Consider the following 23,023-nt stretch of genomic DNA (forward strand, 5'->3'; position numbering starts at 1 on the left):
GGTCAATGCGGGCGAACCTATCGTCTTGACCTTGGCAGGTAACGTTGCCTGCTCATGCTGAGTCCTCGTCATCTGACGTCCAAACGGCTTGATCGTGCGTGCTTCTGGGCAGGTGCAGTGCGGCGTCGCGCTCACTCTTTTCGGTTTCGTCGTAGCGAGCGGGGGGCGCAACGGCATGATGCGGTTGTGCCCGCCGGTTCCGTCACCGGTTCGTGTCTGGTGGGGTGGCGGCAAGATTGCCTCATGAACGAACTGCCCGAGCCGTGCCGTGGAGAAGTGACTTGCCGTGCCGGGTGGCGGATTGCTTGCCGGCGCGGCCGTATCGGTCCGCGCGCGTTAGGAGTTCGACACCAGGCTGGGCGGTCGGCAGGTGGCGGTGGCCGTTGCCAGGTCGCAGCATCTTTGAGTGCGCTCCGGTGCGCGGTCGGGAGCGGAAGGACGTGGGTGATGCAGGCGGATCTGGTGCTTGAGGGCGGCGGGGTCAAGGGGATCGGCACGGTGGGCGCCGTCCTCGGGCTGATGGAGCGCGGCTATGCGTTCCCGAGGATCGCCGGTACCTCGGTTGGAGCGATGGTGGCGGCACTGGTGGCTGCCGGAGCCGACACCAGGCAGCTCCGCGGAGCCATGGGGCGGCTCGAACTCTCCCGGGTGCCGGATCGGATGCCACCGCGCCTGCCGTTGATCAGCGAAGCGCTCGGGCTGCTCACTCGGAACGGCGCTTACGAGGGCGACTACCTCCGGGATTGGTTGGACCGCGAGCTGCAGGCGCTCGGCGTGACCACATTCGGCGATCTCCGCCGCGAGCCCGACGGCGACGACGTCAACCTGCACGACGACCAGCGCTACAAGCTCGTCGTGCTGGCCACCGACATCACCCACGGCCGGCTGCTGAGGCTGCCGTGGGACTACCACCAGTTCCACCACGATCCCGACCGGCAGTCCGTCGCCGATGCGGTGCGGATGTCGATGTCCATCCCGCTGTACTTCGAACCACAGCAGCTCACCGATCCGGTCACTGGCGAGACCTCGGTCATCGTCGATGGTGCGGTGCTGTCGAACTTCGCTGTCGAGATCTTCGATCGCACCGACGAGCAGCAGCCGCGCTGGCCCACCTACGGGGTCCGGATCATGCCCAATCTGCCCGCCGGCATCGACCACGTCTTCCCCACGCTGGGGCTACCCCTGCCGCCGCCGTTCGAACTGCTCAAGAAGGTCGTTGTCACGGCGTTCGTGGGCAATGACCAGACCCACCTCAACCGCCCCGATGTCCGTGACCGCACGATCACCATCGACACCGCGGAGGTCGGCATCACCGAGTTCGACGTGGATCCTGAGACGGTGCAGACCTTGGTCCAACACGGGAAGGAAGCAGCCGACGCCTTCCTCGCAGACCAGCCCGGTTGAGGCCGTCAGTCCCGACTTCTCATGTTGCGACCCACGGCACGGGCCCTCCTGTCGTGGTGCGCTGCCGCTGTCAACCAGTCACGGGCAGCGGGGAACGGTGTCGGTGGGATCGACATTCGGTGCCGTCATCGCACTGGAGCGGTCGCCGTGGCATAGCCGGGCATTTTCAGCACGCCGGTACCCTCGGTAAACGTCCGAGCAAGGGCTAGCCGCCCTCGGCGCCACGGACTGCGGCCGAGTTGCAGTGCTTGCGTTGACGGCTGGCGCGGGCCGACCTCGGCCTTCCGCAGATCAGTGCAAGGCAGAAGAAGCAGCCCGATCCCACCAGGGACACGAACAGGACCTGCGTGTACCAGTTCTCGCTCGCGGACTCGGTTGGCAATCCGTTCGTCCACACCAGACCGATCAAGCAGACGTTGCACCACATGGCAGAGATGAACAGTGCGATGAACGCGCCCCAAAGCGGAAGCCGCAGCAGCCAACCTCTGCGGTGTGATTGATCCATGCCGCATGATCCTGGCACTGCTGCGACCGGACGCAAGCTGCTCGCCCCTTTGAGGTGACGCTCGCCTGATCGACAGTCCAATAGCACCGGTCGGCAAAACTCCTGCCCAGACTGTGTGTCGGCGCTGTGCGGACAAGTGCTTCGCTCCGTGCAGTGCTTTCGCATGGAGAGGGGTAGCTCGACCTTGTTGCTCCTGATGCGGCCGAGCCACAGGACGGACCGATGACCACTATGGACATTTCGCTCGCGGTTGATCGACTAGTGCCAGTCAACATCAGTCTGTTGGTTGAATCAGGTGGCGGTCAGGGCGCCATGCTTTCACGCCGAAGTGCTGCTGATCGGCGGCCGCTGCGTGCTGGCCGATGTGGGATTGCTGCCCGCCGCGGTTTGCGCGTCGCATTGTTCTCGCAGTGATGTGGATGGGGTGTCATTGGTCGGTGAGTTCGGCGATGGCGTGGGGGAGCGCATCGCCGAGTTTCTCCAGGTCTGCGACGGCGTCCCGGTTGGCTTGTATCCCGATGTGGATCGTGTCGAGGTAGGGCGTGATGGCGATCGACAGGGCGTGTCCGGCGGCCAGGGGCGCCAGCGGATAGAGCTCGCGGAGCGGTGCGCCGTCCAAGGTGACCTTCATGTCGGGCAGCGGCACGCTGGTGATCATGGTGTCGAACAGCAGCCCGGCCGTTTGGGAGACCACAGGTGTGGCCAGCTGGTGCGCCAGCGGTGGCATTTGCCCGGCGAGAACGAGAAAGGCACCGGGTCCGCGGAGCGGGCCAGTGGCTTTGTTGCGGTCCATAGCGGCGCGGACCAGTCGCAACCGGACTGCCGGGTCGGGTTCGCCCACGGGCAGGTCGCACAGGTATCCGGACAGCCGGTTGTGACCGGAGGGAGAGCGCTCGGATGCTCTGCGGTTGACCGGGATCAGCGCCCGCACGGTGTGGCCCTCGATGAGATAGCCCCGGGTGGCAAGCCAGCGGCGCAGCGCACCGGTGATGATCGCCAGAGCCGCGTCGTTGGTCGTGCCGCCGTGGCGGGCCCGAATCCTGCGCACTTCTTTCCTGTCAAGGGGGATCAGTGCCATGCGCCGGGCCGCGCAGGCGCGGGCGTGCAACGGCGACCCCGGCTCGGGCAGCCGGATGTTGCGCAGTACGTCTGAGGCGATCCCCAGCGTGTCCACGGTCTGCTGCACTACTGCCGGGAGGTCGATGCTTGTGAGCGCGTTGAGAAACCGATCCGGCCCTGGCAGCACACGTAGCGCTCCCCGGGGCTGGTCGGATGCCTCGCTGGCTGCTGGAGCGGGTGTGAACCCATCGAGCAGGCCGAGCCCGGTTTCTACCGCGGCGCAGCCGTCGGTGAGGGAGTGGTGGAGTTTCACCGCCACGGCGAATCGGCCGCCGTCCAGGCCGCTGATCACGTGGATTTCCCACAGGGGACGGGTCAGGTCGAGTGGGGTTTCGTGGAGCTCGGCCACTAGCGCGGCCAGCTCGTCCCGACCGCCTGGCGCGGCCACCTGGTGGGTGTGGACGTGGTTCGCGGCGCGAAAGTCAGGGTCCTCCTCCCAGCGCGCCTGCCCGGGCGGCCACCAGCTGCGACGAAGCCGAAGCCGCATCCGGGGGATGTGCTGGGCCCGCTCGGCCAGCAGCCCGGACACCTTCCCGGGCTGCACCGGGCGGCGCGGGGTGAACACTGCGACCGCGCCCAGGTGCATCGGTGCCGCTTGCTGCTCCAAGCACACGAACGCCCAGTCCAGCCCACTGACCGCACCCGTCATCGGAAAGCCCTCCTCGTTACCAACGTCCCGCTCATAAACCTGAAAGATGTCTCGGCATTGAAAAGCTGGACGAGCCGGAAGATCAGATGCCCAGGCGCCGGCAGACGCGCGCCGCGATCTGATCCGCCAACGTCGCCACCGGCTGCTGGTCCGCATCCTCAGCGCGGTAGTCCTCCGCCCACCGCGACCCGGCTTCGGGCCATATGGCCGGATCGGGCTCGATGTCCTGCGCAGGAGCTGTGGAATCGGCGTTCATGTCACTCCTGTGGACATTGGCCGCAGGAGTCATTGCCGCAGCCTTCGTAGTAGCCCCGCGCGTGGCGCTGCTCGTGTTCGTGTGCTTCGCGCTCCCCGCGAACTGAGGAGAGCGTGCGGTCTCGGTCCCGATGCACGCGCGCGCCCGCGCACAGCTGCAGCATCCGGCGAAACACCACGTTCCTACTCCCTCCGTCGAACACCCGTCGCTCGCCGACCCGTCACGGCTGGCGCAAGCAGCGAACTCGAAAAAATGGCAAAGATCGCGTAGATCTTTCGTGGCGACGCGAAACCCACACGGTCCTCAGTGGATTCCGCCGCAGAACGCAGAACGCAATTGACCGTAGCCAACCAGGGGAAGAACGCAACCGTGCCCGGAAGCATTCACCACTTCGATCCCGCGGGAGGCAGCTTCAGTACGTGCCAAAGTCTTTCGGGCACGTCGCCCACTCGGGTAAGTCGTCGACTCGGGTAAGTCGCCCACTCGGGTAAGTCGTCGACGGCGTCACATCGCAGTGGGGAACTCTGGAGACAGTCTGTGCCCTTCCGGACCGGAATAGCATTCGTGATCATCGGCATTCAATGACGAACATCCCAAGCGCGGTAGCGATGACCTCGCCACCCGCCTGGTCGGCTACCGCAACTCCTGATCAGGTTCGGGTGCGAGATGAGGGGTGCCGGTGAGCTCGGGCAGCGGGCCGATCTGCCACGGGTCGTTGGTGCTGGCGGTGTGGGCGAGGTAATGGCGTGCATCGCGTTGGCCCATGGAGATGAGCTCTTCGAGGTATTCGGGTTCGAAGTGCAGGTAGCTGAGGAGCTCGCCGTGGGCGGGGCTGTCGCCGCCGAGCAGGTGCCTGATCACGCGGTGGCGCAGGGCGCGCATGCTGAGTTTGTGGTTGCTGGCGTGGAAGCTCTTCAGAGCGTGTTCGCCCATCGTGCCGCGCTGGTCCGGGGCGACGAAGATGTAGGGGACCCGGCGGTACGGGGGTTTGCCCCGGACGTGCCGGTACTGCTGTGTTGCGTGTGCGATCGCGGGGTCGGTGTAGAAGAGGTTGATGTTGCCGAGCATGACGATGTCCTCGGCCAGCGGGTCCACGAGGGCGCCTTCGAGCACGTGCAACGCCCCGTCGGCGAGGTCCGGCGGCCTACCTTCGTGCCGAGCAGGTTCGTCGGATGGTGCGGTGATCGCATCGGTGCCGATGACCACGATCCGGTCGGCACCGAGGTCCAATGCCGGCTTGATCGGGGCGTTGAGCCGTGTCCCGCCATCGACGTACCAGCCACGTGCCTCGGTAGGGGCTTCGATGCGGACTGGGGGGAACAGCACCGGTAGCGCGGCGGAAGCCCGCAGGTGCACGTGGTCGATCGTCGCGGGGGTGTAGTCGAGGGCGTGGGAGCGGTGCAGTGACCGCTGTGCCGCGCTTTCGACGAAAACAACAGTACGGCCTCTGCGCACGGCGGTGGCAACCACGGCGAGGGCATCCACGCCCGCATGAGCGACGTTGTGGTGCAGTTGTGACAAGTCGATCCACTGCTGCAGGCGTTGTTCCAGCGGAGCCGGATCCAGCAGGCTGGAAAGCCGGACTCCGGGAAGTGACAGCACCTCGCCCAGGTAGCGGGTTGCATTGAGGGGCAGCTGGTAGTGCAGCGGCCGCATGACGTGTTCGGGAGAGACGCCGCGCCAGCGTTGGAGCATGCTCGCGGCGGCGTCCTCTGCGCTGAGGTGGTGGGCCGCGGCGAGGTAGGCGGCGTTCATCGCCCCCACACTGGTGCCCACGAACAGGGATGGCCGTTGACCGAGGCGGTCGAGTTCGGGCACGAGAACGGACACCGCGCCGGCCTCATAGGCACCGCGCGCGCCACCGCCGGTCAGAACCAGCGCGATTCGCTCGTCGTTCACCACGTCCATGGTGACATCAGTTCGCGAGATCGCGGAGCCCCAGTTGCGGGGAGCCCATCCGACACATCCGTCGCAGATAAAGCTGCCCGCGCCTGTCCCACGCCTGCTGATTCGGAAGAGGAAACCATCAACCCGTGTTACTGGTGCCTGATCATTCCGGCACCGGTACCACCCGGTAGTCACCCAGCAGGGGTCCGGGAGCGGTGACCGATGCTGGCGCGTCGTCCGTTCGTGCACGACGGGTGGGTTCGCCGATGCACTCAGCTCGGTGCCGGTTGATGTGGCACGACGGGTTGTGCGTCAACGTCGGTGCGGTCAGTTCTCCTCGCCCCCCGTTGTAGGTCGTCGATGGTGGGCTGGTGCTGCTGGACGTACCCGATGAGCATGTCGAACATGGTGAGCACGTCGCGCAGCTCGCCGTGGGCCGCACACACCGTCGGGTGGCTTGTGTCGCGGATCTTGTCGGCCAGCAGACCGACCAACGAGCGGAACTCGTAGAGGATCGAGGTGTTTACCACGGCGTAGCAGCCCAGGTCGTCGCTGATTTGTTCCGGCGTCTGCCGCTGAGCGGCACTGACTGCGTCCCGGAGCGCTTCGCGGGCCTGGTACAGCGTCTCAAGTGGGTGCTCCACACAGGTACTCATGACGCTCTCCCGTTCTGCATGTCGAGGAACCCCATGATGATGACCCGCACTGGCCGGTGAAACAGGGTACAAGTGCTCGACATGCGGGTGGTACGGGCAAACCGAAGCTTGCGCGGCGCTGAAACCGGCCCGAAAACCGAGCCGACGTGCTCCGGCGGCAACCGCATCGCTGCCGGTGCTCGGGGTGTGGACGAGCGGTGCTGTTGCGACGGCCGATTGTGACCAGCAACGTGATCGTTGAAGCTATACGCGGCGTTGATCGCGCCGACGCTGGTGCCGGCGAACAGCGATGGCCGTTGCTCCACCAGACGCTCTCCGCTCGACGCCCTGGTAGGCAAGCACTGTTCGACACTGCGGACGTTCGCGACGTCCGCAGGGATGTCGAACTGTGTCCCGGAATCGAGAGCACCACGATTCCGGGACACACCTCTTTCAGAGCCGGCCGCGTTGAACGCCGATCATGCGCCATGAAGGTGCTGTTCATCAGCGTCGGCTTCAGAAGCCAGGCTGAGGTCATAGCCCCTGGGCCCCATGCCTGCGGCTAGCTCGCTGCGGATTTCGCCGCGCACGTCGGTCGGCAGGCTCAGCCCTCGCAACGCGGTCGACTGTTTGACGACCTCGTGCAGCAACGACTCTAAAACCGCGCCTGCCTCCTGCTTCCGCTTTTCCGCTTTCTCGCAGATCCGGCGGCTGTGCGCTTCGCTCTCGGCGTTTCGCCGTTCGCAGCGCTGTCGTGTCTGGTCGAGCAGACCTTCAGCGTCGTTCTGCGCTATCGCGGTGATCCGCTTGTACTCCCGCCGAACGTTCCGCCGAAGACGGTGTTCACACTCGTTCTGCTCCCTCTTCAGCCGGGCCGTTTCTCGCCCCAGGGCCGCCCGGTGCTCCGCCAAGCTGCGGGCAAAATCGCAGGCCTGCGTCCTGATCTGCTCTGCGATCTGCTCGGCCTCCGCCAAGACGACCTCAGCCTCCGATCTCGCCTGCTCGATGATCGTCGTCGCACGCTGCTCAGCGAACTCAACGATCTCCGAGTCAGGTGTTGCGCCGGTGTCTTTGGCCGAAAGCTCATCCCGGAGCCGACGTAGTTCGGCTTCGAGCAGGGCAACGTGCTCGACGACCTGTGCTCGATCGAACCCGCGCCACCGCTCGGCAAAATCCGGACGAACCGGAACAGCATCATTCATTGCGCCTCCACCCCCCCAACTGGAGCGCGATATCTGCACGCCGCGAACCCGAGTACCGGTGAACGGCCGCACCCGCCACGATCTTCACGGGTGAGCCAACTCGGTGACGGCGAAACCATCATCGGCGCCCCACAACGACCCAGCGAGGTCAACTCACCTCTGTCACCCGGGGTGGCGACGAGCGGGGCATCGCAGCAGATCACACCGTGGGCGCGGCGCCGACGTCGGCGCGAAACGACCGGTACGGGTGAGGCGTTGAAGGGCAGTTGAGACCGTTGTGGCCGATGATGCCGATAGCGTCCGACCGCGACGTCCTTCGTCGGCGCTCACGAACGCTCATCGGGGCGGGGGTATCGGCGCTTCGTGGTCAGGGAACCCCCTGGCTGTTGGCGGTTCCGCGCCGATGGGTGCGGATGAGATCGAGGGGGCGCAATGGGTCTGGTTCAGGAAACTCAGCGGACGCTGTATGCCACGGTCGGGGCGACGGCGTGGGTGGTGGAGAGGCTGCGTGATGTCCCCACTCGGGTTGAGCATGCGTGGCAGGAGCGGGAGTGGGTGATGCACCGGCTTCAGGGTGCTTATGACCAGCTTGCGGGCCGCGGTGAGGCGATCGTGGGGGAGGCGCAGCAGGGGCTCGGGGGCTTGGGTCGTGAGGTGGGTCAGGCCGCGCGGCGCATTCCGGGGGTTGCCGTGGTCGAAGGGGAGGTCGCCAGGACGGTCGTCAATGAGGAGGACTTGCCGATTGCTCACTACGACCGGCTCAGGGTGGCCGAGATCGTCCAGAAGCTACCGGGGCTGTCCCAGCGCGAGCTGCACGAGGTCCGCGGCTACGAGACACGCAACCAGGCACGTGCGACGGTCGTCGGGCGCCTCGATGAATTGTGCGAGGAGGAGCCTTGGCCTGGCTACGACGAGATGAAGCTGGATGAGATCTTGCCGCGGGCGCGGGCATCGTCGGATGCGGAGCAGGAGGTGTTGGTGAGTTACGAGCGCCGTCACAAGCATCGCCGGACGATCGTTGACGCGTTTGGCCGCGGTTGAGGTGTTCTGATGCTCCGTCCGGGGCGTGACGACTTCCGCGGTCAGCCCGACCCGTCCACCACGGCCAGAGCCGGCAGCGCACTGGAACTCAGCGACGCCGAGGCAGTGGCGCATGATGGCCTCAGGCTTCGAGGACTAGTGTCAGCAGAGCCCACATGGTGGCCAGAACGGCCCGGGCTTGAGGATTTTTTTCGGTGCGTCGGGTTCGTCGGGTGCGGGAAGGTCGCGCAGCGCGTCGATGGTGGTGGTCAGCGTGCCCGACGATTGCCAGACGGCGCCGCTATCCGGCATCGCCACGAGCAGTCGGACAGCGAGTGCCTTTTGCCGGTTGGCGATCCAGAGCGCATCGCTGTGCTCGGGCCAGCTCAGGACGCCGACGACCCACTCCGGACGGCCGAACGCGTCGGTCAAGGTCCAGAAGGTCCACAGCGTGTGGAGGCCAACTATGATCGCGAGCTCGGGGTAGAGCTCCAGCGCTTCGTTGACGCTGGTCACGGTGAGTCATCCTTCTGCAGTGGACAGGTCGGTGTCTTTCGTTCGCTCAGCGCAACATCAGACGTCTCGGACGTGAACGTCCAATATGGACCATGGATTGTTAGCCACGGCCGACGGTGGTGTCCGCCTGAGCAAAGGTAGCTGTCAGCTTACAACTCAGTCCTGGACGTATAGCTCGTACATCGCGGCATGTGTCGATCAGTCGGTTGCCTGAGCAGTTGTCTCGTGGCGGTCGCGCCTGTATTTCGTCGTGTCGGGTGTCAGCCTTTCGGTCGATCTTCCGCCACGCCGGTGACGATGCATCGCTGTCACTCGACGCTCGACGACAAGGCGAGCAGGAAGACCAGAGTTGCTAATAAGAACCCGCCGACTGTGGGCGCCACGGCGACGTAGGCGGTTCGACGTGTGTCGTGTTCATGCAGCAATCGCAGCGCTGGGGCGCTGAACAACGTGAACAGGGCACAACTGAGCCCGATGCTCATCGCACTGGTGATCTGGCCGGGGTTTGCGCTCAGCAGCGCCCAGCCGGAGGCGGCGCCCAGAACGAAAGTGCTCACTCCGGTTACGGGCAGGGCCTTCCTGCGCATCGGGCTACCCACAGCGTCTTGGCGTACGCGGAGCGCCTGTGCCCTTTTCGGGCCCGTCGGAGGGGCCAGGATCGGGGATGATGAAAGGCGTGCGCTACCGCTACGGTCCGTCGCGACATTCGCTGGGGTTCGCCTGCCGATAACGGTGATTCGAAGGTGCGTCAGGTTCTATTCGCGGAACAACCAGAGGTCTACTGTGGAGCGTGTCGATTAGGACGATGGGACGAATCGATCGGTTTCCTGCTGTTGTCGACTGGTAGTACCATGGTCTCGTCCTCATCGCATGTGACGTGCTGCTGGGGGTGGCGATCACGACAGTAGACAAATCTGCACTGCAGGCCCGACAGGTGGCCGAGGAGGCCCGCGAGTCCCGCTGGGATCGACCGAGTTTCGGTCGGGAGTTGTTCCTCGGGCGGTTGCGGGTCGGGTTGATCGACCCGCTGCCCGAGCAAGAGCCCACAGCTGGAGGTGGGGAGTTCCTCGAACGCCTGCGCGAGTTCTGCGCGAACGAGGTGGACGGGCAGCAGATCGAGCGCGACGCCTGGATCACGGACGAGGTGATCAACGGGCTGAAGGCTCTCGGGGCCTTCGGCATCAAGATTCCCAAGGAGTACGGCGGTCTGGGCTTGTCGGTGGTGGATTACCACCGCGCGCTGATGCTCGTGGCCACGGTTCACCCGTCGATCGGGGCGTTGCTCTCGGCGCACCAGTCGGTGGGTGTGCCGCAGCCGGTCCAGTTGTTCGGAACCCAGGCGCAGAAGCGGGAGTTCCTGCCGCGTTGCGTCCGCGAGATCACCGCGTTCCTGCTGACCGAACCGGATGTGGGCAGCGACCCGGCGCGGCTGGCGGCGACGGCGGTGCCCAGCGAGGACGAGCAGAGCTACATCCTCAACGGGGTGAAGCTGTGGACCACCAACGGTGTGCTGGCCGACTTGCTCGTGGTGCTGGCCAGGGTGCCCGCCTCGGAGGGGCACCGCGGTGGCATCACCGCGTTCGTCGTCGACGGCGACGCTCCCGGCATCACCGTCGAGAACCGCAATGCGTTCCTCGGTCTGCGCGGGATCGAGAACGGCGTGACTCGGCTGCACGACGTGGTGGTCCCCGCAGGCAATCGGATCGGCCGCGAGGGGGAGGGGCTCAAGATCGCGCTGACCACGCTCAACGCCGGTCGGCTCGCGCTTCCTGCGATGTGCGCGGCAGCCGCGAAGTGGTGTCTGAAGATCGCGCGCGAGTGGTCGGCGCGGCGTGTGCAGTGGGGCAGGCCTATCGGTGCGCACGAGGCGATCGCCGGCAAGGTCTCGTTCATCGCGAGCACCGCGTTCGGGCTGGAGGCACTGGTCGAGGTGTCCGGTCGGCTGGCCGATGCCGACCGGCACGACACCCGCATCGAGGCTGCGCTGGCCAAGCTCTACGGTTCCGAGCTGGCCTGGCAGGTCGCGGACGAACTGGTCCAGATCCGCGGCGGGCGCGGTTACGAGACGGCCGCGTCGCTGGCCGCGCGCGGCGAACGCGGGGTGCCGGTCGAGCAGCTGCTGCGTGATCTGCGCATCAACCGGATCTTTGAGGGATCCAGCGAGATCATGAGGTTGCTCATCGCCCGAGAAGCCGTGGATGCGCACCTGTCGGTCGTCGGCGACCTTATCGACTCTAAGGCGGACCTGCCGCGCAAGACGCGAGCCGCCGTCCGCGCCGGCGGCTTCTACGCCCGGTGGCTGCCGTCGTTGGTGGTCGGCAAGGGGCAACTGCCGTCCGGCTTCGCCGAGTACGGGCAGCTGGCCGGGCACTTGCGGTTCGTCGAGCGCGCCAGTCGCCGGATCGCCCGCCACACCTTCTACGGGATGTCGCGCTGGCAGGCGAACCTGGAGCACCGGCAGCTTTTCCTGGGACGGATCGTGGACATCGGCGCCGAGCTGTACGCGATGAGCGCCGCCTGCGTGTACGCGCGGTCTTCCGGTCAGGACGACTCGGCGGTGGAGCTGGCAGACAGCTTCTGCCGACACGCCCGGTGTCGCGTCGAGCGGTTGTTCCGGAATCTGTGGCACAACACCGACACCCACGATCGCGCCCTGGCCCGAGCGGTGCTGGAGGATCGCTACTCCTGGCTGGAGGACGGGATCTTCGACCCGTCCATCGAAGGCCCGTGGATCGCCGAGGCAACCCCCGGGCCGTCACGACACGAGAACCATCGGCGAAGGGTGCCCAATGCCGGGGGAGTGCCCACCTAGGTCGAGTACCGGATTCTCGATGGAATTGCCGAATCCGGCCTGATGCTCGGTCACCACCCTCTGCAACGCGGAACTCATCGGCCTTCGGCATGATCGCCGGTGCTTTGATCGGATCAGCTTCAGCTATTGGTCTTGCTCGTGCGCTGGACGAGCCAGAGGACGCCGTACCCGTGCGCGTCGGACTCCCTTGGTCAGCATGTCTCGGACTGCCCCGTCGGACGTGGGTGCTGTCGGGTAAGACGTTCCAGGATCCGAAGTACGTGCTCGTAGGAGCGGTTAGTCGCCCGGGTCATGCCCAGCTCGCAGGTCCGGTTGCAGGACGCGTGCGCTTCGGCCTCGATGCTGACGACTTCCTTGGCCTGAGAAGCGGTGGCGGACGCGGTCAGCTCCGGGTGCAGCAGCCCCCGGTCCCCGGCGAATGCGCAGCAGCCCCAGCTGTCCGGTACGACGACCTCGGCCGCCACCGCACCCGCCACTGCGCGCAGCGGTCCGGTCAGCCCGAGTTGGGTCGCAGAGCAGGTCGGGTGCAGCACGATCCGGCCTAGCGGCTCGCGCACGGTCAGCTTCGGCAACAGGCGCTCGGCGGTGTACCCGACAGCGTCCTCGATCTGCAGCGAGCGGTATTCCGCGGGCCCGCCCTCGACCATGACCTGCAAGCCTTCGGTGCACGACGACGCGTCGGTCACCACCGGAAGCCGGCCGCCGCCGGTCGCGTCCCACAGTGCGGGCACCACCTTCTCCGCCATCACTGTGGCGCCCTCGCGCAGGCCTTTGGACTTCCACGGCGTCCCGCAGCACAGCGACGGCAGCCCGTCGGGCACCGCGACCCGCACGCCGGTGCGGTGGCAGAGCCGGACGAACGCGTCCGCGGCCCCGTCGCGGTCGGAGCCGAACATGGTGCCGGTGCAGGAGGAGAACAGGACCAGGTCGGAGTTCCGGGTGACCGTGCCGGACGGTTTCCGGGGCCCGCCGCCGCCGGGCAGGTCGGCCGACCATAGCGGCACCTGCTCGGGATCGATCACTTTCCGCGCCGCGGCGGTGACCGCTGCCGCCCCGGGCACTGCCTTCGCCACCGACAGCGCGGTGCCAGCAGCCTTTGTCGTGCCGCCCCAGTGCTTCGCGGCGACTGTCCAGGCTCTGGCCGCGGCGCCCTGCGGGCGCTCAGCGCGCAGCCGCCGCACCAGATCCCCGGTGTTGATCAGGACCGGGCAGCCGGTGCCGCACATGCTGTCGACGGCGCATGTGTCGACGCCGTCATAGCGGTAGTCGGACTCCAGCTCTGCGACGAGGTCGTGGTCGCTGGCGGCGCGGGCTCGTTCCATCTCGCGGCGCAGCACGATCCGTTGGCGCGGGGTGAGCGTGAGGTCGCGGCTCGGGCAGACCGGCTCGCAGAACCCGCACTCCACGCAGCGATCGACCTCGGACTCGACCGGCGGGGCGGACTTGAGGTCCGACAGGTGGGCGGTGGGGTCGTCGTTGAGGATCACGCCGGGGGAGAGCCCGGAAACAAGCGGTGGCATCCCAAACCTGAAACGCCCACCGCTGCCGATCTCGTCGACCGGAACTTCGCCCGAGGTGCCCCGAACCAGCTGTGGGTCACTGACATCACCGAGCGCCCCACCTGTGAAGGCAAGGTCTACTGCGCGGTCGTCCTGGACACCTACTCGCGTCGTGTCGTCGGCTGGTCCATCGACAGCAGCCAAACCTCGACCCTGGTTACCAACGCACTCGGCATGGCCATCCACAACCGAAACCCGAACGCCGGAGCCATCATTCACTCCGACCACGGAGTCCAATACACCTCCTGAGCCTTCACTCGCAGGGCCCAGGAATCAGGGCTTGTTTCAGTTGCCGGGTCGTCCGGTCAGTGCGCGACGTAGGCGGCTCCGCGCCCGGTGCAGCCGGGATTTCATGGCAGCACTGGTCAATCCGAGTTCAGCTGCGGTGTCATCGCCGGACCAGTCGAGCACATCGCGCAGCAGCAGTACCTCACGGTCCTGCACCGCCAACCGGGACAACGCCGCCGCCAGGTCCGGGTCTCCGGTCTGCGCGAACCAGGCGTCCTCCGATGAGCGGGTCCCGGCAGGGCGAAGTCCGGCCGGGACCCGGCTCAAGGAGCGGCGGGCCAGCCTCCAGCATTCCCGGGCGACGATGCGCACCAGCCATGAGCTCAGCGCCGCCACGGTGCGCAACGCGCCCAGTCGCCGGTAGAGGATGATTAGTGCTTCCTGTGCGGCGTCCTCGGCATCCTCACGGGATCGGCATCGGCTCCGGGCCATCCGCCGGATTTCCGGTTCCGCGCAGGCGATCACCCTCGCCAGGGCGGCAGAATCTCCCCGGCGTGCGTCCTCCACCACGTCGTACGGCAGCGCGGACAAGGCCGAAGGACGGGACCGGGCGGTGGACACTCGGCGATGATAGCCCGTGCGGTTGCGGTTGCGGTTCGTGCGGCTTCAGCCGGCACGGAGCAAGCAGGTGCTGCCACTGCTGCTGGGGACCCACGCATCCGGCAGCGCGTGCGCGAGCGCGTGTTGGGCCCGCCATCCGGTGCAGTGGCCGGTCACCAGCACATCCGGCTGCAGTTGCACGAGAGCGGCCACGGTCGGGGAGATGATCCGCTCGAACGCCTCGCCGCTGAGGTGCAGCCCACCGACGAGGGCGTGCACCTTGTCGACCGCGGTCAGCCGACGGGCGTGCCGGAGGATGTTGACCGCACCGGCGTGACCGCAGCCGGTCAGCACGACCAGCCCTCGACCGCGGAGGTGCACGACCAGCGCCTGGTCGTCGACGACCAGCGGATCGTGATCCCAGCCGGTACCGGTCCACCGTTGGTGCGGTGCCGGCATCCCGCGCTCGTACTCGGTCGTGCGATCCACCTCGCCGGTCACCAGGATCATGTCCTCGACCAGCAATGAGGGCCGGCGGCGCTCGACGATGCCGACGCCTTCCCGCTGCAGCGCCCGCCGGCTAAGCCGGGGAAGGTCCACCACGGCCGGCCCGGCCTGCAGGCGCCGGGGCGTCCATGCCTCAGGATGCAGTACCACGGGCAGGTCCCCGCGGCGGCGCTCGAGCACACCCAGCAGCCCGCCGGTGTGATCGTGATGGCCGTGGCTGAGCACCACGGCCTGGATGTCCCCGAGATCGACACCAAGCCGGTCCGCGTTGGTCACGACGCCGTCCGGTGAGATCCCGGCGTCGAACAGCACGGTCGACTCGTGCCCCTGCCTACTCACCGTCACCAGTGCGGAGAAGCCGTGCTCCGCCCGGAGTCCGATCGGGCTGGTCTCGTCCTCGAAGCCCGGGACCGGAACCGGCCCAGCCGTCGCACCCGCCCGCTGGACCACCGAGGTGCCAGGCAGCAAAGCGTCGAAGCTGTTGTCCATCAGAATGGTGATCCGCACTTCGTCAACCGGAGACAACGAGATCGGATCCACCGCGCCGCCGATGGTCGCGCGGGGCGCAACCCGGCACACCTCGGCCGGGCTGGCCAACGTCGCATCGCACATCATGATTCCTTCCCGGATTCGTAGTTCCGCTCCGCGTATCGGAGCTACCAAGTAGAGGCACGGGCGCCGGGTCCAGGATTCACCGTAGTAAGAGACCTCGGTCACAGAGCCCTCGTCGAGACACCGAACCAGCGCCGGTGATGTCCGTCCGACCGGTCATAGCGGTACCCGGTGAAAGGTTCGGATAGCTTTTAGACATCAGGACAGACCCAGTGGCCCCGCGGTTCCATCGAGGAGAGGCGCCCGCAGAATCGAAATCCGGTTCCCGCACGGGATGCTCCGGCCCTATCGGCGGAGCCAGCCGCCGGCGGCGCGTCGGCGGGCCATCGCGCGGCACCCGGGGCGGATGCCCAGGCTGTCCGATGAGCAGCTGGCGGAGGACGAGTCTGGGTTGGTCAAAGGTCCACGTGCCAACGGGTTTGCCACCGAGATGTGGACTTTGGCCCGGGTTGCGGGGGTGATCGAGCGGATGCTGGAGTCCGGTATTCGCTGACGCAGACCTGGATGGTCCTGCGCGAGCGGCACCAGGCGCCGATGCCAGGCGAGCAAGGTGCGTGGTGAGACAATCCAGCCTCGGCGCGAGCATGGTGCTGCTCCCGCACCTCATCGGTCAGCGGGCCACCCTCGACCTGCGGTACAAACCCGTCTCCTGGGCCGATGTCACCCGGCACGCCGACCTGCTCGTCAGCTTCGGCGGCCTGCGGCGCTCGTACACCTGGGTGGTGCCCGGCGGCCACGCGCGCCACGTCGGGTGCGACCTCGCCAGGGCGGCGGCCCGCTCCACTCGGATCCACATCCTCGTCGTCGACGGCCTTGTCGATGACGCCTTCGCCACCCATACCGTCAGGGTCGATGAGGTCCACCGCTGTGTGCTCGGCGAAACGGACCGGGTACCCAAACCCCTGAGTGGGCCTCGGGAATCAGCCGGACGCCCGCGCGGGTCATCCGTGAACTCGCGCATCGGGTGGCGGGCGCCCGCACGCTCATCAACGTCGTGTACTCCCTGCAGCGCGGTGAGCGTGGCGAGCAAGCCGTCTTCGCCGGACTCGCACTCGCGGCCTTCCTCGGGTAAATCGGCCTGCCCGGCGGCGGTTTCTCCCACGGCTTCGGATCGATGGGCGACTACGGCGTCGGGATCGTCGGCGCACGGCTCCCGCGGACGAGGCTCGCCTACTGGGCGGGCGGCAACCGTCCCACCACTACCAGTACCTACAGCGGCTTCGGCTGGCACTGTCCAAGTTGGACACTTTTGTCGTGCATGAGATTCACTGGGCGCCGACCGCCCGGCATGTCGACGTGGTCCTTCCCGTCGCTAGCTCACTGGAGCGCGACGACCTGGCGGCCGGTTTCGCCGAATGCCTGGACTCACGACAGTGGCTGGAGCGCATCGACGAGGAATGGCGCGCCGCTCCTGGATCGCCGCCCGCGCCACGCTTTCGGCCCGATGTGGGGTCGCCGGTCGCCGGTCAGAGCGGGGCGCAGCCCGACCTGGTCGAGCCAGCGCCCGGCTGGGATCAGCAGGGCGACCACCGGCAGCTGGTAGCCGAGCGCCGCCCACTGCGCAGCACCCGGCGAGATCCCGAAGGCACGCGAGATGTCGGCCAGCCCGACGTTGACGATGTTCATGTCGAGCATGGCGACGAAGGACACGAGCCCGGCGACCGCGACCAGCGGTCAGCAGTCCCCGTCGGGCGGGTGCGAGCGTGACGACATGACGGAAGTCCTCCCAGCGCGGCCCGGAAACCCGGGCTCGAACCCAGAAGTCGGCCACTCGATCGTGTGAGTTCCGGATCTGCCCCTGTGAGGTGATTCACCGGCCCTTTCGGAGATCGCGGGGAACCAAGTCACCCGTCCGTGCGACCACTGATCCTAGATTCGTCTACAACCGTTCGAGGAGAACCCGGTGAGAGCACTGCGCCGGACGGCCGCCGCCATGGCCGTCCTTTTCGGACTGTCGGCCTGCGGCAGTGCCGACCCGACCCCTCCCGCCGCAGCGCCTTCGTCGGCCCCACCCAGTTCCATGGACATGGGCGGGCCCCCGCAGGCCCCGGCCTGCCCCGAACCCCCGCAGCTGTCGTCGCCGCCGCAGCGGGTTGTCACGATGGACGGTAGCGCCGCCGCGATCCTCGAACGCCTGGGCGTCGCCGACCGGATCGTCGGCACCGCCGCGCCGGACTTCTTCAAGGCCTTCACCGGGAACGAAGCGGCAACGCTGGCGAAGATCCCGGTGCTCGACCCGGGCCAGGGCAACGCCGAGGCGGTGATCGCGGCCAAGCCCGACCTCGTGGTCGGCATCTCCAGCTACAGCTTCGGCGGGTTCGACGGCACCCCGACCGTCGACCAGTTGGCCAAGGCAGGAGCGAAGTCGCTGGTCGCGTGCGACACCGCCGAAGGCGCCGCGGTCAAGGACCTGTCCGCGACGACTACGTTCATCCAGCAGGCCGCAAAGGTCTTCGGGGTCGAGCAGCGCGGTGCCGAGCTGGTCGCCCAGATCACCGCGTCGATCGACAAGGCCAAGAACACCGGGGTGACGCCGGTGCGAGTACTCGCCCTGTCCACGCCGCCCGCCGCCGGACAGCCGGTGAGGGTCCAAGGCGGCACCGGCCTGGCCAACGGCGTCATCACCCTGGCCGGTGGCAAGAACATCGCCGAAGACGCCATGCAGGACTTCGCCAGCCTCAGCGCCGAAGAGGTCGTCCAGCGCGACCCGCAGGCGATCGTCGTGATCTCCGGGTTCTCGCAGGGCAGCGACGACGACCTGCTGAACTCGATCCGCAGCAGCCCGGTGCTCGCCGGGACGACAGCGGTGAAGGAGAACCGCTTCGCCGTGGTGCCGCAGAGCATCCTGCTCTCGCCGAGCGTGCTCAACGGCGACGCCGTCGCGAAGATCGCGGAAGGGCTCCACAAGTGACAGTGCTTCGTGAGCGGTCCCGGGGCAGTGGCTTGCTCGGCGGGAGCCCGATCGCGGTGGTCCTGGTAGTGCTCGCGGCCGCGCTGGTGGTCTCCGCCCTGGTGGCCGTGGGCCTCGGGCCGGTGTCGATCTCGCCCGGCGAGGTGACGTCCATCGTGGGTGCCCACCTCGCCGGGCGCGGCGGCGCGGCCGGGCCGTTCGACTTCATCGTGTGGGACCTGCGCGTGCCGCGGGTTCTGCAGGGTGTCTTCGTTGGCGCCGGGCTCGCTGTGGCGGGGTTGCTGACCCAGGCCATGGTCCGCAACCCCCTGGGGGAGCCCTTCACCCTCGGGCTCACCTCGGGGGCGGGCGTCGGCGCCGTGCTTGTGCTGACCACGCTTGGCGCCGGTGTCGCCGGGCTGCTCACCCTGCCACTGGCCGCGTTCGGCGGCGCGGTGGTCACCGCGCTGGTCGTGTTCGGGTTTTCGCGCACCGCCGGCCGGATCCAGGCCGGCCGGATGGTGATGACCGGCATCGCGGTCGGCCAGCTGCTGGCCGGGGTCGTCTCGTTCCTGCTACTGCGCACCAGGGACGTCGACGCGCAGCAACAAATCCTGTTCTGGATCCTCGGCAGCCTCGCGGGCGCCCAGTGGCCCCTGGCCCTGACCTGCACGGGCGTCGTGCTCGTCCTGGTGGTCGTTTCGGCGGCGGGCGCCGGCCGGCTGAACCTGCTGGTGCTCGGCGACGACGGTGCCGCCGCGCTCGGGCTCGACGCCGCCCGCGCCCGCGCCGTGCTGCTCGTCATCGTCGCGTTGCTGACCGGGACCGTCGTCGCCGTGTCCGGCAGCATCGGGTTCATCGGGCTGATCGTGCCCAACCTGGCCCGGCTGCTCGTCGGCGCCGACCACCGCCGCGCGCTGCCGGTCACCGCGCTGCTCGGTGCGCTCGTGATCGTCTGGGCCGACACCGCCGCCCGGCTGGTGCTGGCCCCGACCGAGCTGCCGATCGGCATCCTCACCGCAGCCATCGGCGTCCCGCTGTTCCTGGTGACCCTGCGCCGCAGCGCGGCGGGAACGGTGGGACTGTCGTGAAACTGGTCTTCGACGGCGTTTCCGCCGGCTACACCGAAGTGCCGGCGGTCCACGACGTGACGCTGACGATCGCGCAGGGCGAGTTCGTGGCCGTGGTCGGCCCGAACGGCAGCGGGAAGTCCACTTTGCTCAAGACCGTCTATCGCGCTCTGCGGCCCCGCGCGGGAGCCGTGCTGCTCGGGGACGAGGACGTGTGGACGGCCCGGCACCGCGACGTCGCGCGCCGGGTCGGGGTGCTCGGCCAGGACCAGGCCGGTGGCTACGACTTCACCGCGCGCGAAGCGGTCCGGCTAGGCCGGTACCCGCACCTCGGCGCGTTCGACCGGCTCACCGCCGCCGACGAGGCGGTCGTGGCGGACGCGCTGGAACGCGCTGGCGCCACGGTTTTCGCAGACCGACCACTGTCCACATTGTCCGGCAGCGCGTGCTGCTGGCCAGGGCCCTGGCCCAGCAACCGGAGGTGCTTGTGCTGGACGAGCCGACCAACCACCTCGACCCGGCGCACCAGATCTCCGCGCTGAGTCTGGTTTCGTCGCTGGGCGTCACGGTCGTGGCCGCGCTGCACACTCTGGACCTCGCGGCCCGGCACGCTACGACGATCGTCGCTCTGAAAGCCGGTGCGATCGCCGCGGCGGGGCCGCCCGCCGAGGTGCTGACCCCGGCTGTCTTCCGTGATGTGTTCGAAGTGGACGGCAGTGTGATCGCCGATCCGGTCGATGGGCGGCCGCGCGTGCTGCTGCGCGAGCTGCGCGGCTGAATCAGGACTCGGCGAGCGCTCCCGGGCGGTCGTGCCGCGGAAGCGGGTGAGCCGGAGGCTGTTGGACACGACCAAGCAGCTCGACAGCGCCATCGCCGCCCCCGCGATCATCGGGTTCAGCAGGCCTGCGGCCCCGAGCGGCAGCGCGGCGACGTTCCGGACTTGGAGTCCGCGCGGATTGGTGATCTTTATGGGTGCTGGCCGGCTCGCGCGCCAGGGGGATGCTGTAGCCCTCGACCCATCTGTGAGCGTTTCATGCCCTGCTTGCGTCGGTCGACCGGCGACCTCGCCACCACCGGGGGCTTTGGTGATGCACCCGTCCACAGCAATGTCGTCCAGCAACAGGCTGACGATGCGGTCATAGGACTCCAGCACGATCTTTTTGAGCTCGGTGAGAACACCCAGCTTGATCCACTCGTCGCGACGGGCACGGATCTGAGTGCGCGAACTCTTCGACCGCGCCGGATCGAGGAAGCCCGAGCTCTGTGACCGAGAGCACTCCTCGATGGTTGAACGTGTCGGGTTCTTCGCACGTAGGTCTCACTTGCAGGGGAACGAAGCTCCCGGCTTCGTGATCGCAGTCCTGATATGGAGAAGGAAATGGACGAAGACACCAACCCGCCCCTTTCGCCCGGCTGTCCCATGGTCAGTCGCCGGAGCACTTTGCTCGGGCTCGTTGCCGTAGGTGGTGTTGGCGTCACGAGCGTCGGCGGGTTCCTCTACGCGGGCGGCTGGTTCAGTTCCGAGAAGTTGACACCGGTGCGCATCGCGGATCGCTTCGAGGAGGTGAACGGCAAGCATGCCGGATTCCGTCGCAACCACGCCAAAGGTGTGTGCGTATCGGGACACTTCACGAGCAACGGGTCCGGAACCTCGGTATCCAAGGCGTCGGTCTTCCACCCAGGCCGCACCCCGGTTGTTGGCAGATTCTCACTGTCCGGCGGCAAACCGCAGGCGACCGACGCCAACGACACCATCCGGGGTCTCGGACTGGTCTTCGCGCTGTCGAACGGGGAGCAGTGGCGCACCGCCCTGATCAACATCCCGGTTTTCCCCGACAACACCGTGCAGGGCTTCTACGACCGGCTCCTCGCGTCCAAACCGGTTCCGGGCACGGGCCAGCCGGATCCGCAGAAGATGGCCGAATTCCTCGCCAAGCATCCCGAAACCGCCAGGGCGCAGAAGATCATCAAGGCGCACCCGCCGACATCCGGGTTTGACGACAGCACCTTCAACAGCCTGAACGCCTTCCTCGCCACCGACGAGACGGGCGTGACCGTCCCAGTGCGCTGGTCCCTGGTGCCCGCGCAGCCGGCCCGCCCCGGAAACACGACGAAACCCGCCGACGAGAACTACCTGTTCGACTCGCTCATCGTCCAGCTTTCGGCCCATCCGCTGCAGTGGAGCCTAGTGCTTACCGTCGGGGAACCCGATGATCCGACGGACGACCCCACCATGCCCTGGCCCGAGAGCCGCCAGAAGATCAATGCGGGGACGCTGACGATCGACTCGGTGCAGACCGAGGGAGCCGGAAACGCCCGGGACGTCAACTTCGACCCCCTCGTGCTACCGGACGGGATCTCGGCATCCGACGATCCACTGCTCAGCGCGCGCTCGGCGGTCTACTCCCAGTCCTTCACACGCAGATCCAGCGAACCCAAGCAGCCCAGCGCGGTCGACGTTTCAAAGGTGCAACAGTGAACAAAAACTCGCCCCACAACTCCGCCCGCTACACGGTCTTGTCCCGAGTGCTGCATTGGTTGATGGCGGTCATGGTGATCGCCATGCTGTTCATCGGGGTCGCCATGGTGGCCTCCCCGAGTGCCTACCATGCGCTGCTGTTCCTCCACCGGCCACTGGGAATCGCGATCCTCGTTCTGGTCGTAGTCCGGTTCGTCAACCGGCTACTGCGCCGACCGCCGGCACATTCAGCCACCATGTCGCCCGCTGAGCGGGTCGTGGCCACGGGGTCGGAGTACCTGCTCTACGCCCTGCTGTTCGCCCAGCCACTCATCGGCTGGGCCATGACCTCGGCCGCCGGAACCCCTGTCGTGCTCTACGGATCGCTCCACCTGCCCGCCATCCTCCCGCCCAGCACATCCCTGTACTCAACGCTCCGGGAAACCCACACCGTCCTGGCCTACCTGCTCTTCTTCGCCTTCACAGCCCACATGTGCGCGGTGCTGTTCCACACGCTCGTCCTACGCGACGGCCTCCTCGACCGCATGGCCTTCTGGCGCAGCATGCGGCCGAAGCGATGACTCGTCGAAAACACGATTGGGAACACTGGTCGTGACGTCGTCGCGGACGATGTGCGCAAGGCTGGGGGGCTGCCCAGGGTTCGGTTGTCACTTGGGCTTGAGTGGTTCAGGCCGCGTGTGCGGCGGTATAGATGGTCTCAAACTCGACCGGGGTGAGTTTGCCCAGGCGTCGTTGTCGACGTTTGCGGTGATATTTCGTCTCGATCCAGGACACGATCGCCAGCCGCAGTTCCTCGCGGGTGCGCCACGCCTGGTGTCGAGAACATTCTTTTGCAGCAAGGAAAAGAACGATTCCATCGCGGCATTGTCCCCACATGCGCCGACCCTACCCATCGACCCGGCCAGCTGGTGGCGGCGCAGCAGTCGCCGGAACTTCTTCGACCGGAACTGGCTACCCCTGTCGGAATGAACGATCACACCGCGCGGGTCGCGGAGCGCGATAGCGTTGCGCAACGCCGCGACCGCGAGTGAGGACCTCATGCGATCGGAGATCGAGTAGCCCACGATCCAGTT

The 23,023-nt window shown here is 67.3% G+C and carries 23 protein-coding genes and 2 pseudogenes; 11 read left to right on the forward strand and 14 right to left on the reverse strand.

The genetic code is table 11. The features are described from left to right. Positions 1-447 precede the first annotated feature (447 nt). Positions 448-1,404: a patatin-like phospholipase family protein gene (locus ACWCO2_RS24905; protein ID WP_450130171.1), complete on the forward strand. Its 957-nt coding sequence runs from the start codon at positions 448-450 to the stop codon at positions 1,402-1,404. Between the two features lie 932 nt (positions 1,405-2,336). On the opposite strand, the gene ACWCO2_RS24910 is transcribed toward ACWCO2_RS24905, so the two are convergent. The 6 genes from ACWCO2_RS24910 to ACWCO2_RS24935 form a co-directional block, all read right to left on the reverse strand. After that, positions 2,337-3,677 (reverse strand): wax ester/triacylglycerol synthase family O-acyltransferase, encoded by a 1,341-nt coding sequence (locus tag ACWCO2_RS24910; protein WP_450130172.1) that lies wholly within the window; start codon positions 3,675-3,677, stop codon positions 2,337-2,339. A gap of 82 nt (positions 3,678-3,759) precedes the next feature. Then, positions 3,760-3,933, reverse strand: a complete 174-nt coding sequence (locus ACWCO2_RS24915; protein WP_450130173.1) for a hypothetical protein — start codon at positions 3,931-3,933, stop codon at positions 3,760-3,762. 633 nt (positions 3,934-4,566) lie between these two features. Next, positions 4,567-5,832 (reverse strand): patatin-like phospholipase family protein, encoded by a 1,266-nt coding sequence (locus tag ACWCO2_RS24920; protein WP_450130174.1) that lies wholly within the window; start codon positions 5,830-5,832, stop codon positions 4,567-4,569. A gap of 260 nt (positions 5,833-6,092) precedes the next feature. After that, complete coding sequence (locus ACWCO2_RS24925; RefSeq protein ID WP_450130175.1) at positions 6,093-6,476, reverse strand: hypothetical protein; 384 nt, start codon at positions 6,474-6,476, stop codon at positions 6,093-6,095. After that, positions 6,473-6,781, reverse strand: a complete 309-nt coding sequence (locus ACWCO2_RS24930; RefSeq protein ID WP_450130176.1) for a hypothetical protein — start codon at positions 6,779-6,781, stop codon at positions 6,473-6,475. Before ACWCO2_RS24930 ends, ACWCO2_RS24925 begins: the two co-directional genes overlap by 4 nt. Before the next feature lie 153 nt (positions 6,782-6,934). Beyond that, a complete protein-coding gene (locus ACWCO2_RS24935; protein WP_450130177.1) occupies positions 6,935-7,657 on the reverse strand; it encodes a hypothetical protein in 723 nt (240 codons plus the stop codon). A 432-nt stretch (positions 7,658-8,089) separates the two neighbouring features. On the opposite strand from ACWCO2_RS24935, the gene ACWCO2_RS24940 reads away from it, so the two are divergent. Further along, entirely contained in the window at positions 8,090-8,698 is a 609-nt protein-coding gene (locus ACWCO2_RS24940; RefSeq protein WP_450130178.1) for a hypothetical protein, read from the forward strand. Between the two features lie 141 nt (positions 8,699-8,839). Here the strand turns inward: ACWCO2_RS24940 and ACWCO2_RS24945 are convergent, their stop codons facing one another. After that, a complete protein-coding gene (locus ACWCO2_RS24945; protein WP_450130179.1) occupies positions 8,840-9,193 on the reverse strand; it encodes a hypothetical protein in 354 nt (117 codons plus the stop codon). A gap of 308 nt (positions 9,194-9,501) precedes the next feature. Next, positions 9,502-9,750, reverse strand: a complete 249-nt coding sequence (locus ACWCO2_RS24950) for a hypothetical protein (protein ID WP_450130180.1) — start codon at positions 9,748-9,750, stop codon at positions 9,502-9,504. 377 nt (positions 9,751-10,127) lie between these two features. Here ACWCO2_RS24950 and ACWCO2_RS24955 point away from each other — a divergent pair, with 377 nt between their 5' ends. Continuing rightward, on the forward strand, positions 10,128-12,005 hold the full coding sequence (locus ACWCO2_RS24955; RefSeq protein ID WP_450130181.1) for an acyl-CoA dehydrogenase family protein: 1,878 nt from the start codon (positions 10,128-10,130) through the stop codon (positions 12,003-12,005). A 191-nt stretch (positions 12,006-12,196) separates the two neighbouring features. Here the strand turns inward: ACWCO2_RS24955 and ACWCO2_RS24960 are convergent, their stop codons facing one another. Next, positions 12,197-13,525, reverse strand: coding sequence for a (Fe-S)-binding protein (locus tag ACWCO2_RS24960; protein WP_450130182.1), 1,329 nt, complete (start codon positions 13,523-13,525; stop codon positions 12,197-12,199). On the opposite strand from ACWCO2_RS24960, the gene ACWCO2_RS24965 reads away from it, so the two are divergent. Next, positions 13,463-13,813: a DDE-type integrase/transposase/recombinase gene (locus ACWCO2_RS24965; RefSeq protein ID WP_450130183.1), complete on the forward strand. Its 351-nt coding sequence runs from the start codon at positions 13,463-13,465 to the stop codon at positions 13,811-13,813. The genes ACWCO2_RS24960 and ACWCO2_RS24965 overlap by 63 nt on opposite strands. Positions 13,814-13,849: 36 nt before the next feature. Here ACWCO2_RS24965 and ACWCO2_RS24970 read toward each other — a convergent pair whose 3' ends face one another. The 3 genes from ACWCO2_RS24970 to ACWCO2_RS24980 all read right to left on the reverse strand — a co-directional run bounded on the left by ACWCO2_RS24970 (position 13,850) and on the right by ACWCO2_RS24980 (position 17,146). Next, complete coding sequence (locus ACWCO2_RS24970; RefSeq protein WP_450130184.1) at positions 13,850-14,413, reverse strand: RNA polymerase sigma factor; 564 nt, start codon at positions 14,411-14,413, stop codon at positions 13,850-13,852. 45 nt (positions 14,414-14,458) lie between these two features. After that, positions 14,459-15,616 (reverse strand): MBL fold metallo-hydrolase, encoded by a 1,158-nt coding sequence (locus tag ACWCO2_RS24975; protein WP_450130185.1) that lies wholly within the window; start codon positions 15,614-15,616, stop codon positions 14,459-14,461. Between the two features lie 1,260 nt (positions 15,617-16,876). Further along, on the reverse strand, positions 16,877-17,146 hold the full coding sequence (locus tag ACWCO2_RS24980; RefSeq protein WP_450130186.1) for a hypothetical protein: 270 nt from the start codon (positions 17,144-17,146) through the stop codon (positions 16,877-16,879). On the opposite strand from ACWCO2_RS24980, the gene ACWCO2_RS24985 reads away from it, so the two are divergent. The 5 genes from ACWCO2_RS24985 (at position 17,145) to ACWCO2_RS25005 (ending at position 20,249) form a co-directional block, all read left to right on the forward strand. After that, positions 17,145-17,294 (forward strand): hypothetical protein, encoded by a 150-nt coding sequence (locus tag ACWCO2_RS24985; RefSeq protein ID WP_450130187.1) that lies wholly within the window; start codon positions 17,145-17,147, stop codon positions 17,292-17,294. The two genes, ACWCO2_RS24980 and ACWCO2_RS24985, sit on opposite strands and share 2 nt — an antisense overlap. 120 nt (positions 17,295-17,414) lie before the next feature. Then, the gene (locus ACWCO2_RS24990) at positions 17,415-18,422 is read left to right on the forward strand and encodes an ABC transporter substrate-binding protein (RefSeq protein ID WP_450130188.1); all 1,008 of its coding nucleotides are present in this window, start codon (positions 17,415-17,417) and stop codon (positions 18,420-18,422) included. Between the two features lie 56 nt (positions 18,423-18,478). After that, the gene (locus ACWCO2_RS24995) at positions 18,479-19,492 is read left to right on the forward strand and encodes a FecCD family ABC transporter permease (RefSeq protein WP_450130189.1); all 1,014 of its coding nucleotides are present in this window, start codon (positions 18,479-18,481) and stop codon (positions 19,490-19,492) included. Further along, entirely contained in the window at positions 19,489-20,013 is a 525-nt protein-coding gene (locus ACWCO2_RS25000) for an ABC transporter ATP-binding protein (protein ID WP_450130190.1), read from the forward strand. The genes ACWCO2_RS24995 and ACWCO2_RS25000 overlap by 4 nt, the downstream gene beginning before the upstream one ends. Next, the gene (locus tag ACWCO2_RS25005; RefSeq protein ID WP_450130191.1) at positions 19,959-20,249 is read left to right on the forward strand and encodes a hypothetical protein; all 291 of its coding nucleotides are present in this window, start codon (positions 19,959-19,961) and stop codon (positions 20,247-20,249) included. Before ACWCO2_RS25000 ends, ACWCO2_RS25005 begins: the two co-directional genes overlap by 55 nt. Before the next feature lie 208 nt (positions 20,250-20,457). Here the strand turns inward: ACWCO2_RS25005 and ACWCO2_RS25010 are convergent. Then, positions 20,458-20,696 (reverse strand): annotated as a pseudogene (locus ACWCO2_RS25010) (IS5/IS1182 family transposase); the annotation flags it as partial. Between the two features lie 153 nt (positions 20,697-20,849). On the opposite strand from ACWCO2_RS25010, the gene ACWCO2_RS25015 reads away from it, so the two are divergent. Together ACWCO2_RS25015 and ACWCO2_RS25020 are read left to right on the forward strand one after the other, a co-directional pair. Further along, the gene (locus ACWCO2_RS25015; protein ID WP_450130192.1) at positions 20,850-21,950 is read left to right on the forward strand and encodes a catalase family peroxidase; all 1,101 of its coding nucleotides are present in this window, start codon (positions 20,850-20,852) and stop codon (positions 21,948-21,950) included. Continuing rightward, positions 21,947-22,510, forward strand: coding sequence for a cytochrome b (locus ACWCO2_RS25020; protein WP_450130193.1), 564 nt, complete (start codon positions 21,947-21,949; stop codon positions 22,508-22,510). Before ACWCO2_RS25015 ends, ACWCO2_RS25020 begins: the two co-directional genes overlap by 4 nt. A gap of 106 nt (positions 22,511-22,616) precedes the next feature. On the opposite strand, the pseudogene ACWCO2_RS25025 reads toward ACWCO2_RS25020, so the two are convergent. Then, positions 22,617-23,023, reverse strand: a pseudogene (locus ACWCO2_RS25025) (DDE-type integrase/transposase/recombinase); the annotation flags it as partial.

Source organism: Saccharopolyspora sp. NPDC002376 (genome assembly GCF_053593195.1).